Genomic DNA, 16996 nt, shown 5'->3' with positions numbered 1-16996 from the left:
TTAACATTTCTCCTTAATTTCTTTAATACGACGTTCTTCTTCTCGATCTAAAGCTATAGCAAAAGAAGTAAAAGCTAGTAAAGCAATTTTTTGGGCTGCTGTTTTAGCTTTTCTTGGTTTTGTTACTTTTTTGTTTTGATCAGCTTGATTTTGCTCTCTCCTAACCCACCGAAATAATGCTTTTTCTATGTGAGTTAATGGAGGTTCTGAGTCAAGCCAAATTTGGTACAAACGTCCTTTTACTTTGATTTCATCATCACCATCTTTTAAGCTAGCACGTTGTTCAAGATAAATTTCAGTCAGGATACCAACAAAATAGTTACGTTCACGATTTGTCAAATAGAAAACTAAATTTTGTAATTTATTTTCAATCTCATTAAAATATCGTAGTGTTATATTATTAATTGCTAAGATAACAGCTTCACGAATAAAAGGATGATTCTTTTTGTTAAAAATTAAGAGAGATTTTTTTTCTTTGAGAATTTCTTCAAATCTCTCAACTACCTGAATCAGTATATTATTTTTATCTTCTTCTTTATACTCTATTAGTCCATAGGTTAATACTACAGTTTTCAGTAAAGTATCATACTTAGTAATCTTAGTTATATCTATATCTCTAGTGGATTGAACCTGAAGACATTCAGTGTACCATTTATCAAGTATATTAAGAACATTTTTTCGGTTTTCATCCGAGTAAATATAAGCATGAGCTAAACTTAAAGCGATCGCATGATTTAAAAAGTCTGCGTGTTTCTGAGTTATCTCTTTTAGCCAATCACTTAATTGTTCTAAATATAAAGGAACTATATGAAAAAGGGTATGATAACCAAAGTAAAGATGAACTAGAGGAAATCTGCTTTCTGATAATTCTTCTAACCACTCATATAATTTTCCTGAGAGTTGATGTTTATTGACATCTTTATTATAATCATTGATGGCAGAGTTAGTTACTGCTAAGGCTACAGTAGCACCAATACAATCATCTCTAACCTCACCTTCTTGTAGATTATTTTTCCACTCTATATAGCCTCGATAAAATGAAGCTCGTAAAAGAATTTCAGGAGAATATTCTAAACAACTACGAAATATTAATTCTTCTTGCCATAATCTATACTTGTATAAATATTTTTTTCCCTTATTTATTTGATATTGCCAATGACTATCCAATGATTTAATTAAATATATATTCCCATCAAATGACTCATCTACAGCAATAATAGATTTTAAGTTTTTCTTCCCTAAGTAATACTCTTGCAATTGAGGATTTTCAATTTCTTCTAATTCATCTTGAAACCAGCTTAAGTTAGCCAGACTGTTAACTATAAAACTGCTTGTTTTTGTGAATATATTTTGTTCGTTTTGATTATATTCTATTTCATTTTCCTTCCCTAAACGATTCTTGAAAAAATTAATTATTTTTGCTGATATTTTGCTTTGGTCTTCAGTTGTTTGAAATTCTTCTTCTTGAATGACTTCAAAAATATCTTGATCTATAGTTATGCTATAAAAGCTTTCAATAATCTGAAAAAATTCTTGTTGACGACCATAAGAATACCATTGTGCAATTACTTCTGCTGCAACGTTCTGTACAATAATATTCTTATCCAAAGCTAGAGTAATTAAAGCTCCTTGAATTCTAGTCATTGCAATTGTAGAATCACCAGTTATACTGGCAGAAACTAAACCAAGGTCTGTAATTGTTTCACCAATTACTTTGCGTAACTGATTACGTTTTATTGCATTACCATACAATTCCCATTGGGAATAATCTTTAAATACCGATTTTTGAACAAGCTCTATTAAGACAGATAGCGCATTTATAATCTGTCTCCCGTGACTTTCCCATGCTACTTTCAACAGCGTCCGACGGTTGTCGCGGGATAGTATATTAATAGACGGAGCATCAAACTTATAATTTTTGGTTTTAATAACTCTAAAATTAGGAGAGATATTTTGATATAATCTATTGGGGAAAAACTTAAAATAATTTTCTTGAAGTTTCTCTAAATCATGATAGTCTAAAGCACGCAAAGATGAATCTCTTTCCTGCCATACTTTTTTGACTAAAGTTTCTAAAGCAGCAAATAATTGGTCTTCAAAAAGACCATCAAAAAAGCTTAATCCCAAAGCTAGTAGTTGTTCGCGTGAATCAAGAATTTCGTAATAAAGTTTTCTGATAAATTTTTCATCATTCTTGGCAATTTCTATTAAATTATCAATATCAATCTCTCTTTGTTTATTTTTTTCCTCTTCAGTTTTTTCCTCTTCGACTTTTTCCTCTAATTCCTGACGCAAAATATCTACAAAACGGAACAAATTAGTTGGCGTATTCAAACTTTTCGCTACTCGAATTAATTCTTGGCGTAAACCCTGTTTATTATTCTTTAAACAAGGATAGAATCCTTCTAGTAAGTTTACCTTTTTGAGTTGGTCGAAAAGTTCTCTTGCTAAATAATTTTGGCTATAAGTAATTTTATTAGTTAAGTCAGGGAAAAATTTTCTAGCATTTTTTTCTAAGCGCCAACTCGAAAAACTTATTTCACTGCTAATAATTACATAATGTTTTTCATTAGCTTTTATTGTCTCATAAATTTCCGATAAGTTTGATGTAAAATTTTTAGGAGTAAGATCGATCAAGACAAAAATCGTTGTTGAATCTGTCTTAGTAATTTCTAGTTCAAGGTTAACTAGCTGGTGATTAGAAGTTTGTTGCCACTGCTTAACAGGCGATCTATCTTTGTAAGATTCTGGGATTTCTTCTGTAATCTTTTCTCCAAGAAGCAAAGCAAGATTGAAAGCTAGTTGTTTTTTATCAATTCCTAGATTACCTCCTAACACTAAAAGCCTTTCTTCTTTGAGTATATTCAGGAGTTCAGGAGTTATCTCTGGACTTTTAAACTGAAATAATCTTATTTTTTCCAGAGATATTTCCTCAAAAACAACATCACCATAATAGTTAGCTATTTTTGCATAATCACCAATTACTTGACTCTTAACATCTTTATTAAATTGATATTTAGGCTGATTCATATTTTAAATTTTCATTGGCTTCATTTATTAGTATTTATTATTTAAGTACTAGACAGAATTAATTGTGCATTTTTGATTTCTGTGTCATAGAGCTATCATAAGAATCGACAACAAAAAAATTATATAAAAATAATTTTATCTACCTACTTCTTGTTATTATTTATAGTTGCCCCGTCTCCAATGACTTGAGCTTCAACACTTCCAAAGAATTGATATTTAGGTCCTTGACTCTCAGGAATAACTGGACTTTTATCTACTTGCTTTTCGCTATTGGTATCTGGTTTTAGTTTGCCCAATACCTCAAACGCAAAAGCACTAGCATGATGAGCCGCTATTTCTTGATAGCCACTAGCATCGGCTTTACTCTTACCATCAATTAAATCAGAAATCCCTCGAATAATTAATGCTGAAACTTTTTGATTAGCATGAGCAGCTTGCAAAATACCATGGCTTTCCATTTCCACTGCTAAAGCATCACCATAATTATTTTGAAGAAAATTAAACAAATCCGATTCTTTATTCGCAACCACCTTTTCTCCGGCTGCAATAGGAGCAACAAATACTGTAGGGTTTGCTGAATCAGAAAGTCTAGCTAACCAATCTGTTTTTCTAGCTTCAGCTCTTGCCCGGTGGATCATATCATGGGTTGAAAGACCTAAATCGGGTCTAGGTTTAAATGTCTGCGCTACCTTCCCTGATTCATAACCATAAACTTTGGTAGCTGCTACCACATCTCCTAGTTTGACATCTTTCATGCCTCCTGCTACCCCTACAAACAGAATCACATCAGGATTAAAATAAGCGATCGCTCTTTCTGCTTCTATAGCTGCGGATGAATTTCCTGCACCTGTTTCCACAATACCTACTTCCCATTCATTGTATTTACCAGAAAATTGACCCTTCTCATAAATTGTTCCTTGAGGGTGTATCATCTCTTGTAAATTACTTAGATGATTGCGTACCGCTATATATTCAATTGGAATAGCTGTTAGAATAACTGAACAAGGCATAGATTTATCTTTTTAATTAACTTACTTATCCTTTACATACTTACCCTAGCAAATTTAAAGTAAGATTGACAACTGAAAATCTATAAAAAAGCTGTCCTCAAAGGATAGAACTTTAGACCCAATTTTTTTACAGTAAAAAGCCTTTTGTCTAGCCAAATTTACTATACTACCGATCGCAATTCTAGAGTGAGCAAATATTGAGTTATACCATCCAACATCAACTCACATTTGCCCACCCTACCTAATTAAATATCCAAATCAGTAATATTTAATTTGGGTCCATAAGTTTCAATAAACTCACGCCTGGGAGCAACCCGATCGCCCATCAACACCGTAAATATCCGATCCGCCTCCGCAGCATCTTCAATTTCTACTTGCTTCAAAGTCCGAGTTTCTGGGTTCATTGTTGTATCCCAAAGTTGTGCTGGCATCATTTCACCAAGACCTTTAAACCTTTGGATAGTATAGTTAGCATTAGCAGGAAACTCATTTTGAACCAGTTGGTTGAGTTCGCGATCGCTATAACAATAGTAATGATTCCGACCCCGCTCCACTTTATACAAAGGAGGGCAAGCAATATACACATAACCCTGGTCAACCAACGCTCGTTTATATCGGTAGAAAAATGTTAATAACAACGTGCGGATGTGGGCACCATCAACATCTGCGTCAGTCATAATAATTACTTTATGATAGCGTAGTTGAGCAACATCAAACTCATCACCTTTGATACCCAAACCTAAAGCTGTAATCATTGATTGAATTTCATTATTTTTGTAAATCCTAGCATCATCCGTTTTTTCAATATTGATAATTTTACCCCGCAACGGTAATATTGCTTGAAAACGGCGATCGCGACCTTGTTTGGCACTATTATGCACAAAAACTCCGCTAGCTAAGGCAAAGTTATGAGTATTAGGAACTTCAATGTCGTAAACATCCCGTCGTTCTTCCAGAGGTTCAATAGAAACAACCCGATGATTATAGTTACGAATAGCATCCCGCGCTAAAAGTTCGTCTCCTCCAAAATAGCGATCGCAGAAAGTCTCAAACTTCAACATTGACTTATCCTTCTCGCGACGACGATAAATATCATACAATTCCAAATCTATGAAACGAGAACTCTGATAAACCTTATGCAACGCCTCAAGAGTCTTGCGATAGTAAGTTTTATTTAATGCCTCGCGACGTTTGGCACGAAATTCAGGAGTCCACTGTTCCTTAGTTTTTTGCCGTCGCCACTCCAACAAATCTTCATCTTGCCATTGCTGTTTTGCTACTTCAGAAGCTGCCTCCCGTGCTTCTGGGTTATTATCAAAATAATCCCGCACTCGTTCAGCTTGAGCTTCACAGTTCTCAGCTTTACTCCAATATTCCTGCTGCGCTTTCATTAACTGTTCGCGATTTTCTTCACGATACTCTTCATTGCTATCATAAAACTCCCGCCATTTCTGAACCATAAAAGCTTTATATTCATCAACTTCCCACTGTGCTTTCGCTTGTTGTGACAAAATCTCTCGCGTCTCAGGTTCCTGCATTCGTTCCTTCATCTTCGCCCGATATTCATCAGTTGTATGAGCTTGACGACTTTTTTCTTTGACATCAGGACGATGCAAAGTGAATTCAAGATGTTCCCTGTGTAATGCTAAGTGGTCCTCTGCTGGAAGTCGTTGAATATTGGTAGGATTATTATTGAGTTTATTAAAATCAACATGATGACGATGGTTGCCATCTCCTGACTTATATACTCCTGCATTCAAGTTATAAAAATCTGCTAACAAATGGGTATAAATCCAACTATCTTTTTTTGGATTCCAAACCATTTCATAACCATCTAATCCCTGACCAGTTTTTGTCTTTTGAGATAACTTTCGATACAGAGGCATCAAAGCATCATTTGGTGTTAATAAAGCTGCTGGTTTATAACTACCATCTCTGAGCATAAAAGGATGATCTGGAGTACAAATTAGAGTTTCATCATTATCCAAAGTTATCTTAATAACTCTGGCATTTTCCTTCGTCATTCTCGCATTAATTATCCTTTCAATTGCCACATATCCCTTCTCATTAATTGTGTAACAAAAATGTTCTTTACCCTCAGCTTGTTCGGCTACTATTTCTCCAAAGCTGAGATTACGTCCATCAGCTAAAGCAATTTGTTGATTTTTGAGCCAACATCCTCCAGCGCTGTCGCCCTCGACTAGGTATATCTCGGATTCTTCAGGGTTTTTCGTACTGCAATCGGCTAGTTTTCCTGGTAATGGAGAAGATTCTAAAACAGATTTTCTCCTAACTAAATCCCTCGCTCGACGAGCTGCTTCTGCTGCTTTAAAAGCTTGAATAGCCTTCTCTAAAACTGCATCAGCAATTTGAGGATTAAACTCTAAATATTCAGTTAAAACTTCTCCTACCAAAGAGTCAACAATACCTCTAACTTCAGTATTGCCCAACTTAGTCTTTGTTTGACCTTCAAATTCTGGTTCAGGAACCTTTACAGAAATAACTGCCGTCAAACCTTCCCGGACATTTTCACCACCTAAATTAGAATCACTTTCTTTGAGTTTATTCCGCTTACGAGCAATACCATTCATAGTTCTGGTTAAAACAGTTTTCAACCCCTCCAAATGAGTACCACCATCAATAGTCCGAATATTATTGGCAAAACCGAGAACATTATCACTAAAAGCATCCACACACCATTGCAAAGCTACTTCCACTTGTACATCATTCTTTTCCCCTTGTACAAAAATCACCTCTTCATGCAAAGGTTGCTTTTCCCGGTTCATATAGACAACATATTCCTTGATACCACCCTCATAACAATAAGATTCAACTCGTGGTTCATCACTTTTGATTAATTCTAGGCGGTGGTCTGTAATCGTAATCTTGACACCTGCATTCAAATATGCTAGTTCTCGCAGACGACCAACAACAGTACTGTAGTCAAACTCTATACCTGTAGTAAAAATTTGTTCATCGGGGAGAAAATGTACTGATGTACCCGTGCGCTTTTCTTTATTAGACTTAGATTTCAGGTTACCAGTAGGTTTGCCACGCTCATAACCTTGGATATGTGTCTTTTTATCCCGCCAAACCGTTACCTCTACCCACTCTGACAAAGCATTGACCACAGAAACCCCCACTCCGTGTAATCCCCCAGAAACTTTATAACCACCACCACCAAATTTACCTCCAGCGTGGAGAACTGTCATAACTGTTTCTAAAGCTGACTTACCTGTTTTAGAATGAGTATCCACCGGAATTCCCCGGCCATCATCTGTAACTCTAACAGAACCATCTTCATTCAGATCGACTTCGATGTGGGTGCAATAACCAGCTAGCGCCTCATCGATAGAGTTATCAACAACTTCGTAGATTAGATGATGTAGTCCACGAGGCCCTGTGGTACCAATGTACATTCCTGGTCGTTTGCGTACCGCTTCGAGACCTTCGAGAACTTGTATTTGTTCAGCGCCATAATCGCTGCTGGCCATAGCAATATCCCTCCTAATAATGGCTTTAATCGCAACTTTTGTCAAAAAATGATAAAGTTCTAGTAAATTATAACATAAAAGCCTTAAAAGCGACTCTAGGCTATTTTGAAGAGAAATTTATTTAGGGGATATACCCAGTAGTATATAAGTCAAAAGTCTATAATCAGGAGTCAGAAGTTATAGCAGAAGAAAGAAGGAAGAAGGAAGAAGGAAAAGTATTACGTTGTCTGAGTTTTAAGCTTTTGATCTGTCCTAACCTTTGCTTTGACTGCTATATATTATGCTTGGTTGAATACTTAAATAATGGGAGAGATGAGGAAGAAGTAGTGAAGTGCCATGAAACTTTCTATCAATGGAAATGTTATTTATCTGAAGATAATGTTAATTACTATTTGTGGGCCTACTGCTATGGGTAAATCTGGATTAGCTTTGGGTTTAGGCCAAAGATTAGGATCGGCGATTATCAGCGCAGATTCTCGTCAAGTGTATAAATATTTTAACATTGGAACGGCAAAACCAACTACAACAGAACGGGAATTAGTACCTCATTACTTAGTAGATATTTGTGAACCCACGGAAATTTTAACTCTAGCAGAATACCAGGAACAGGCACAAGATTTAATTAGTAAAACTGATGTGGCATCTCCGAGTTTATTAGTGGGGGGTACGGGTCTGTATATTAAGGCAGTAGTTAAAGGTTTAAAGATTCCTAGAGTTGGGCCTAATGAAAAGTTGCGATCGCAGCTAGCAGATTTAGGCCAAAAACAATGTTACGAAATGTTACAACAAGTTGATGGGATAGCTGCTCAAAAAATTCACCCTAATGATGCGGTACGAACGTTGCGAGCATTGGAAGTTTTTTATGTGAGCGGGAAACCAATTTCTCAACAGCAGGGAGAAAACCCACCAAATTATCCTATTTTGCAGATCGGGTTAGACTGTGATGTGGAAGTTTTGGGTGATCGTATTCGTCATCGGACTAATAAAATGGTGGAAGTTGGGTTAGTGGAGGAAGTCAAATTTTTATGTGAAAAATATGGTACGGAGTTGTCGTTGTTAGATACATTGGGTTATGCAGAAATGAAACAATATTTGGCAGGAGATATTAGTTTAACTGAGGCAATAGATGCAACAGTTTTACATACTCGTCAGTTTGCCAAGCGACAACGGACTTGGTTTCGAGCATATCCAGAAATTGAATGGTTTGATACAGCAGCAACAGGTTTATTAGATAAAGTTTGGGAGCGAGTGGAGGAGTTTATATCATCTCCGGTTGAATACTTATAGATAAGGGAGTAGGGAGCGGGGAGATTAACGAAGTCAGAAGTCAGAAGTCAGAAGTCAGAAGTTAGAAGTCAGAAGTTAACCCACCCCTAACCCCTCCCAGGAGGGGAAGTAGGGGATGCGTGAGCAACTCTCCAAAAATATTGCGCCTTAAAAGGCGGGGTTTTAGACCTTTATGATTTTGATAAAGAAGATAGTTTTTTTCATCACTACAGTAGTTTTGCTCTAGCAATAAGACAAGTATTTCAATGGTTAGAGCAAAACTACAAACAAAAACTTGATTATAACGCGTTGTATTTAATTTGACAGACCTACTTATTATCACTTTGAAGTTAATGACTAGCAGCTCTGTGATGACGCTCTCTCAGATAAGAGAGAAATTCCCGACCCTCACGCAAACGACGCACCAACATTTGCGGGTCTGCCAGCATTTCACCAACTATAGGAATAATCGACTTTGGTCTAAAATAAAACTGACGATACATCCGCTCCACACCATCTTCAATTTCACTACCTGAGAGATGAGGATACTGCAAAGCTGACATCTGAATTCCAGAATTTGCTACCAAAGCATCGCCAGTAAACCAACCATTTTCCTGAGCTTGACTATATAATTCTGTTCCAGGGTAGGGAGAAGCGATCGACACCTGAATTGTATGAGGGTTGACTTCACAGGCAAAACGGATAGTCTCCTCAATAGTTTCCCTACTCTCATTGGGTAAACCAAGAATAAAAGCTCCATGAACTTTAATCCCCAACTTATGGCAATTTTCCATAAATTTGCGGGCGACTTCTAATTTAATCCCTTTCTTGACTCCATCCAAAATTTTTTGATTACCAGATTCAAAACCTACTAACAGCAAACGCAGTCCGTTGTTTCTCAATTCTTTGAGGGTGTCATAATCTAAATTTCCACGGGCGTTGCAACTCCAGGTCAGCTTCAGTTGTTTCAAATGTTCGCTAATAGCGATCGCTCGTTTTTTATCAATAGTAAAGGTATCGTCATCAAAAAAGTATTCTCGTACAGAGCTACCCCAAATTGCTTTTGCCTCTGCCATTTCTCGCCCCACTGCTTCGGGACTTTTGGCACGGTATTGATGTCCGCCGATAGTTTGTGGCCATAAACAGAAAGTACATTTAGCAGGGCAACCGCGACCTGTATATAAGGAGATGTAGGGATTGAGTAAATAACCTATTAGATATTTACGAATATCGAGATGTTCTGCATAAACCGGAAAAACGCTAGGCATCGAATCCCAGTCGTGAATTAATTCTCGTTCTGGGGTATGCTGAATATTGCCTTGGGAATCAAGGTAACTCAACCCTTTAATTTCTGCAAAAGGTTTCCCTTCGGATAATTCTTTACAGGTATAATCAAATTCGTTGCGACAGACAAAATCAATAATTGGATTATCCCTGAGAGTTTCTTCGGGCAAAACTGCTACATGAGCGCCAACAAAACCTACTTCTGTCTCAGGGTTTTGCGCCTTAATAGCTTCTGCACATTTAACATCATTGGCGAGGGAAGGGGTACTGGTGTGCATAATTACCAGTTCATAATCTTTAGCAATTTTGAGCACATCTTCCACAGTTTGATTATGGGGAGGAGCGTCTACCAATTTACTTCGGGGTACTAGAGCAGCAGGTTGGGCTAACCAAGTGGGATACCAGAAGGAGGTAATTTCTCGTTTTGCTTGGTATCTAGCTCCGGCACCTCCATCAAAACCATCAAAGGACGGAGGATTTAAAAATAGAGTTTTTTTCATCTTGAATAGTAGACTCTTAAGATACAGGGATATTCCGGGGAACATTCCTAGGTTTTCTTTTTATACCATAAGTTATCTGAAGCGACTTTTTGATTCAAGAATTCTCAACAAAAAAAGTTTTTGATAGTTGCATACCTCTTCTCTGTTTAAACCTATAATCATGGGATTTCCCCAAGCAATTCCCATTACTCCTGCTGCTCCTAATCTGCTAATATCGGCTAAATAATTAGCTTGTTGTTCTGGAGGAATATCTGGATTCAACAATTAATAATGAATAATGAATAATGAATAATTACCTCTCCTTGAAAGAAGAGGATTGACAAAGAGATGAAAATTTTTCTTTATTATCCCCTTAAAAGGGGAGGCGCATACCCACAATTTTTCGGTAAATTCTACATAATATTCTTGCCAACATTTATAAACATCAAAATTTTGTTGAGTTATGATCAAGGCTGAAGTTGATAGATTAAAAGATGGTATAAAGTTGAGATTTGTACAAGCTCTCTGAGCAAATACTATCAAGCCACCATTGGCATAGGTATGCAAAATTTTATGCCATTCTTGATATGACCAATTGATTAATTCTGATATACAAAGATGATTTATATAACTATATATTAACTATATAACTATATATAGTGTCATTTTCTTTTTATCTTTACTGAAACGTCAAATAATTTCCTGAAATTACTGTAGGATCAAAGTTTTTATCCTATAAGATCTGACTTTTGACTTTTGATATCATCTCCGGTAGCATAGGTCTTGTATAGAGAAGGTAAGGAAGAAGGAAGAAGGAAGAAGGAAGAAGGAAGAAGGAAAAATTTTACTTATATGGCGGTAGATATTTCCCCAACTTTTACACGGGACTATACCAATTGACATGATATGACTTCTGTGAAACGGTATAAGTTAACCCAAAAAGTAATAGCTCGAATAATAACAAGCGTGATAAATGTTTGCTACATTATTTTCTTTGTTTTAAATGGTATAATATCATCATAAAAAATCTCATTTGACACTCTATTTTTTTTAACAAAATGCTAGCTAAAATCAGAGATACAGAAATCTATTTTGATGTTGAAGGTGCTGCCCTAGTGCCAGATGGGGAAAGGATGCGAGAAAAACCTGTTGCTTTTGTGATTCATGGTGGACCGGGTGCAGACCATACTTCCTATAAACCTACCTTTTCTCCCTTGAGTCAAAAATTACAATTAGTGTATTTTGACCACCGGGGGCAAGGGCGATCGGCGAGGGGAGCAAAAGAAACTTATACCTTAGAAAATAATGTGGAAGATATGGAAGCATTGCGTCAATATTTAGGGCTAGAAAAAATTGTGATTATTGGTACTTCTTATGGAGGAATGGTTGCCCTCAGTTATGCAGTCCGTTATCCAGAAAATGTTAAATCTTTAATTGTTATTGCTACTGCTGGAAGTTCTAGGTTTTTAGAGCTAGCAAAAGTTAATTTAGCCAAAAAAGGAACAAAAAAACAACAAGCGATCGCTCAATTTTTATGGGATGGTAAATTTGAGAATGAAGCCCAACTGCAAGAATATTTCCAATTAATGATGCCTATGTATTCATTAAGTTATAAACCAGAAACATCAGGAAAAAGTTGGAATAGAACTATTTTATCTCCTGATGCTATTAATGTTGCATTTGGCGGTTTTTTACGTTATTATAATGTGCTTGATGAGCTAGATAAAATTACAACTCCCACTTTAATAATAGCAGGAAAACATGATTGGATTTGTCCTCCAGAATTGTCAGAAGAAATCGCTACAGCTATTCCCAATGCTGATTTAAGAATCTTTGAAAATAGTGGTCATTTAATCAGGGTTGATGAACCAGAACTGCTTCTGGATGCAATAATTGACTTTTTGGTTTACAATAGTAGAGTTAATATCAAATAATGAAAAAATCTATCCTCGCAACGAGGGGCAAATCTACATAACAGGATTTGATCTTATAGGAGATTTTGATTCTATAAAAATGAATGAGACTCTATTACAAAAATTTCTTCAATTGATTGCAAACTATTTAGGTTTGCAGATTCGAGAGCCAGATTGTAATAGTTTATGTAATAAGATATTTGTGCGGATTAAATCACTAAGATTATCTTTACCTGAGCAATATTATCAAATTTTAAGAGGTTATTTGGGGACTTGAAAATAAATTGTATGAGCGATCGCTATTAATTTAATTTATACTTTTGTTATGAGCGATCGCTCATACTTTGAACATCAATTCCTTGTAGAGTAAATATTTTTTTCTTAATGCAGTTGAATCATCCGTAAATTCCTGTGAAAAATTCTTGCCAATGCCGTTTTTGATGAATTATAGAATCCTGACGTTGGTGAAAAGAGGTATGATATGATGTTTGGTTAAATACTTACACTTTGGAGGAAGGAAGGCAGAAGGGAAGAAAAAGTTAAAAGGGATCAAGTTTTTTGATCACGCTCTTATCCGTTAGCGTAGCTCCCCCAGAGGGGGCACATGATATGATCTCAAATCCGTTTAATATCAAATCCGGTAGCATCGGTGTTATTCAGTATTGAAAGAACTGTAGGGGCGAATGGCCATTCGCCCTTACACATTGTATGACGATCAACAGAATTATATTACTCCGAAGCCAACGGATTTGATATAATTCGGTCTAAAAAAATGTTTCATCTTCAAGCATTACCAAATATTTCTCAATATTCCCCTCCTGAAAGGGGGAGGGGCTAGGGGTGGGTCTCCATCTCCCCATCTCCCCATCTCCCCATCTCCCCATCTCCCCATCTCCCCATCTCCCCATCTCCCCACATTCCGCTCCTGGGAGGGGTTAGGACTGGGTCCCCATCTCCTCATCTAATTACACCGATGCTACCAGATTTGATATGATATCATGTCCGGATAAGAGCGGGATAGAACTCCGTTGCGCACTCCGCGTTAACGTGCGTTGTGCGCTAGCAAACAAAAAACTTTCTCCTTCTATTCCTTATTTATTCCCTCCTGACTCTCCCTCCTAGCTCGCCTCCTGGGAGGGTTAGGGGTGGGTGGGGGAGGGGCGAGGGGTGGGTTGACTCCTAAGTAATTAAGATTAATATCATACCCTAATTTACCAACGCCAGAATCCTTTTTCGATCCATTCCGACTTTTCCCATTGCCATTAACAGAAACATCTAACTGCGGGCGAGTTTCCTTACCCCGGAACAATTTCTGTAGCGAATGCATAAAATTATCAATATAGGTAAACCACACAGGTACTACCACCAACGTCAACAATGTCGCAGTCGAAAATCCACCTATCACAGCGATCGCCATGGGACTTCTTTCTGCGCCTCCTGCTCCTAATTCTAAGGCGATGGGTAACATTCCAGCAATAGTAGAAAACGTGGTCATCAAAATTGGTCGCAACCGGGAAATACCTGCCTCTCGCACTGCATGAAACTGAGACATTCCTTCCTTTTCATTTGCCAACGAACAGTCTACTAACAAAATTGCATTCTTTGTCACCAACCCCATCAACAACACAATGCCAATTAAAGCAAACAAACCCAATTCCTTCTGCATCACCAATAACCCCAACAACGCGCCACCAATAGATAACGGCAACGCTACCAAAATTGCCATTGGATAAAGAAAATTATTGTATAGCAATACCAGAATTGCATAAATACATAACACTGCAAACCCCAAAGCACCTAAAAATCCAGTAAAGATATCAATCATAATCTTGGCATCACCGTCAGACTGTTCGGTAACACCCTCTGGTAGTGGGTTCATTGGTGGCAATGCTTTCACCTGTTCTACTGCATCTCCCAAAGAAATTCCCTGTAAATTTGCCTCCAAGGAAACCTGACGATAGCGGTCAAAACGATTGATTTCAGCAGGCCCACTACCAATAGTAATCTCAGCCACTGCCGACAATGGCACTAACCCACCATTTTGACTAGGAATGCGTAAATTTTTAATGGCATCCAAGTCATTTCTAAATTTTTCTGCCAACTGCACTCGAATCGGAATTTGACGGTCTGGCAAATCAAACTTAGCTAAACTTGAATCATTATCTCCCAAAGTCGCCAATGAAGCTGTACGAGCGATCGCCTGTACGGAAACTCCTAAATCTCCAGCTCTAGCAGGTAATGGTTTAATCAAAATCTCCGGTTTCACCAAACTCGCACTGGAAGTCACATCCACCAAACCAGGAATTTCTCGCATTTGCGCTTCCAAAGCATCTGCCGTTTGTTTCAAAGCAGTTGCATTTTCACTCTTCAGAATCAGGGTTAAATCCTTATTACCACCTCCTCTACCTCCACCACCAAAACTCACCCGCGCCCCCGGAATATCCTGAAATAGAGGTCGCATCTGTTGTTCAAACTCCTTTTGGGAAATCTCCCGCTCTTGCCTGGGTAATATATTCACATACAACTTGCCCTCATTTACCGACTCACTATTTCCTCTACTACCAACATCAGCAAACACACTGGTGACAATCGAATTTTGCTCTAATAATTGCATTGCCTGTTGAGCAACTTGTTCAGTTTCAGACAAAGTCGATCCAGGAGGTAATTCTAGGAAAACTGTACTTACAGCATTGTCATCAGAACCCATTAACCCTTTAGGAATTAGTGGCACCAGTTGCAAGCTACCAATAAAGAAAGCTAATGCAATAATTAAAGTAGTAATTTTATGGCGCAGTGCCCAAGTTAATAAGTTATTATAGGGACGATTTTTTGGTTGTTTGTGATGTTCGACTCCCACTTTATCATTTAAAAATGAGGAACTTTGAGACTGTTTTGGCTTCAACAACCGCGCTCCTAACATTGGCGTCATAGTGCAAGCAACCAATGTGGAAAACATCGTCGAAACTGCTACCGTTACGCCAAAAGGCTGGAAAAATTGACCGGGCACTCCACCCATAAATGCCACAGGTAAAAACACTGCCACAATAGTTGCAGTTGTTGCTACCACAGCCAAACCAATTTCTGCTGACGCATCCAAAGCAGCTTGGAATGGCTTTTTCCCCATCTTAATATGTTGGTCGATATTCTCAATCATACAGATGGCATCATCCACCAAGTTTCCCATGGCTAATGCTAGTGCTAACAAGGTCATCCCGTTGAGGGTGTAGTCTAACATTTGCATTACTAAAAAGGTGGGAATAATTGATAATGGCAATGCTACTGCCGTGACTAGAGTTGGACGCCAATCTCGTAAAAATACACCGACAACTACAACAGTGAGAATGGAACCAATAATTAGAGCGTCTACAGATGCTTGATAGGATTCTTCAATATCTGTTGCCTTGGTAAAAATTAGTTCTAAGTCTATATCTTCTGGTAATGTTTGTTTCAGTTGGGCAACTTGTTTCCGCACACCTTTTTCTACACTCACCAGGGTAGTACCTGTACTGCGGAGTACGCCAAAAGCAACAACTGGTTTACCAATTTTATTTGACTGGGGAGTGTTTTTTATTGATGAGTCTTGTGCAAAACCCTGAGTTTCATCCTCACTATTTTTTTCTACTAACCAAGCTGTTTGTCTAGTTTCGCCAAAACCATCGATAACTGCACCTACACTGGACAGTGGTACTGCTCCACCAGAGGGTAGGATGATTCGATATTCTTTTAATGCTTCTACCGTGTCAGTGCTACCAAGGGTACGAATACTTTTTTCTGTGCCTCCACCTTGAGAGCGTCCACCGGGTATATTAGTGTTGAGGGCGCGAATTTGATCGTTGACTTGAGTAGCAGTAATGCCAAGACTTTCGAGTCGGTCTGGGTTGAGTTCGATCAGAATTTCTCGGTCTACTCCACCAATACGGTTGATTTGGGCAACACCGGAAACACCGAGAATGGCACGACTAATTTCTTTGTCAACGAGTTCACTGAGTTCTTCGACTGAACGTTTATCTGAGGTTACAGCGTAGGTAACTATCGGACCGCCTCCAATAAATTCTTCTCTTTTCACAATAGGGTCGTTGATATCTGCAGGTAAGTCCTCGCGTATTTCGGTAACGGCATTGCGAACATCGTTGGTGGCGCGGTCGCTATCTACTCCTAAGTCAAAATTGATGGTGGTTTTAGAAACTCCATCAGTTACTTTTGAGGTTAATTTATCGATATTTCCCAAACCCGCTACAGCATCTTCTATTTTTTTTGTTACCTGAGTTTCTAGTTCTGTGGGACCTGCTCCTTGTTGAGTTACTGTGACTGATACTGCTGGAACATCGATGTTGGGAGTGTCATCTATTCCTAATTGGAAAAATGACATTAATCCTACTATTGTTAAGATTAAAAACATCACAATGGTAGGAACTGGTTTTTTGATTGACCAAGCTGAGATATGAAATGACATAGTAATTTAATTCAAAAGTCAAAAGTCAAATGTCAAAAGGAAGAAGTAATTAATTCCAAAATCAAAA

At 37.7% G+C, this 16996-nt stretch carries 9 protein-coding genes; 2 read left to right on the top strand and 7 right to left on the bottom strand.

The features are described from left to right. The 3 genes from F6K15_RS17835 to gyrB form a co-directional block, all read right to left on the bottom strand. Nucleotides 1-3030, bottom strand: a complete 3030-nt coding sequence (locus F6K15_RS17835; protein WP_293062904.1) for a hypothetical protein — start codon at nt 3028-3030, stop codon at nt 1-3. A 143-nt stretch (nt 3031-3173) separates the two neighbouring features. After that, nucleotides 3174-4040 carry a 5'-methylthioadenosine/S-adenosylhomocysteine nucleosidase gene (locus tag F6K15_RS17830; protein ID WP_293062902.1) on the bottom strand — a complete coding sequence of 289 codons (867 nt, stop codon included), beginning with the start codon at nt 4038-4040 and terminating at the stop codon, nt 3174-3176. Nucleotides 4041-4285: 245 nt separating this feature from the next. Beyond that, complete coding sequence (gene gyrB, locus F6K15_RS17825; protein WP_293062900.1) at nt 4286-7534, bottom strand: DNA topoisomerase (ATP-hydrolyzing) subunit B; 3249 nt, start codon at nt 7532-7534, stop codon at nt 4286-4288. 336 nt (nt 7535-7870) lie between these two features. Between gyrB and miaA the strand changes: the two genes are divergently transcribed. Continuing rightward, nucleotides 7871-8821, top strand: a complete 951-nt coding sequence (miaA, locus tag F6K15_RS17820; protein WP_293062898.1) for a tRNA (adenosine(37)-N6)-dimethylallyltransferase MiaA — start codon at nt 7871-7873, stop codon at nt 8819-8821. Nucleotides 8822-9150: 329 nt separating this feature from the next. On the opposite strand, the gene hpnJ is transcribed toward miaA, so the two are convergent. Together hpnJ and F6K15_RS17810 are read right to left on the bottom strand one after the other, a co-directional pair. Then, the gene (gene hpnJ / locus F6K15_RS17815; RefSeq protein WP_293062897.1) at nt 9151-10584 is read right to left on the bottom strand and encodes a hopanoid biosynthesis associated radical SAM protein HpnJ; all 1434 of its coding nucleotides are present in this window, start codon (nt 10582-10584) and stop codon (nt 9151-9153) included. A gap of 72 nt (nt 10585-10656) precedes the next feature. Further along, nucleotides 10657-10845, bottom strand: coding sequence for a hypothetical protein (locus F6K15_RS17810; RefSeq protein ID WP_293062896.1), 189 nt, complete (start codon nt 10843-10845; stop codon nt 10657-10659). A gap of 776 nt (nt 10846-11621) precedes the next feature. Here F6K15_RS17810 and F6K15_RS17805 point away from each other — a divergent pair. After that, a complete protein-coding gene (locus F6K15_RS17805) occupies nt 11622-12497 on the top strand; it encodes an alpha/beta fold hydrolase (RefSeq protein WP_293062895.1) in 876 nt (291 codons plus the stop codon). Nucleotides 12498-13266: 769 nt separating this feature from the next. On the opposite strand, the gene F6K15_RS17800 is transcribed toward F6K15_RS17805, so the two are convergent. Continuing rightward, nucleotides 13267-13437 carry a hypothetical protein gene (locus F6K15_RS17800; protein ID WP_293062894.1) on the bottom strand — a complete coding sequence of 57 codons (171 nt, stop codon included), beginning with the start codon at nt 13435-13437 and terminating at the stop codon, nt 13267-13269. Nucleotides 13438-13560: 123 nt separating this feature from the next. After that, on the bottom strand, nt 13561-16929 hold the full coding sequence (locus tag F6K15_RS17795) for an efflux RND transporter permease subunit (RefSeq protein WP_293062893.1): 3369 nt from the start codon (nt 16927-16929) through the stop codon (nt 13561-13563). Between the last annotated feature and the right edge of the window lie 67 nt (nt 16930-16996).

This window comes from Okeania sp. SIO2B3 (assembly GCF_010672525.1).
Classification (GTDB): Bacteria; Cyanobacteriota; Cyanobacteriia; order Cyanobacteriales; family Microcoleaceae; genus Okeania.
The sequence above is the reverse complement of the archived record's forward strand: the minus strand, read 5'-3'. Positions and strand labels throughout refer to the sequence as shown.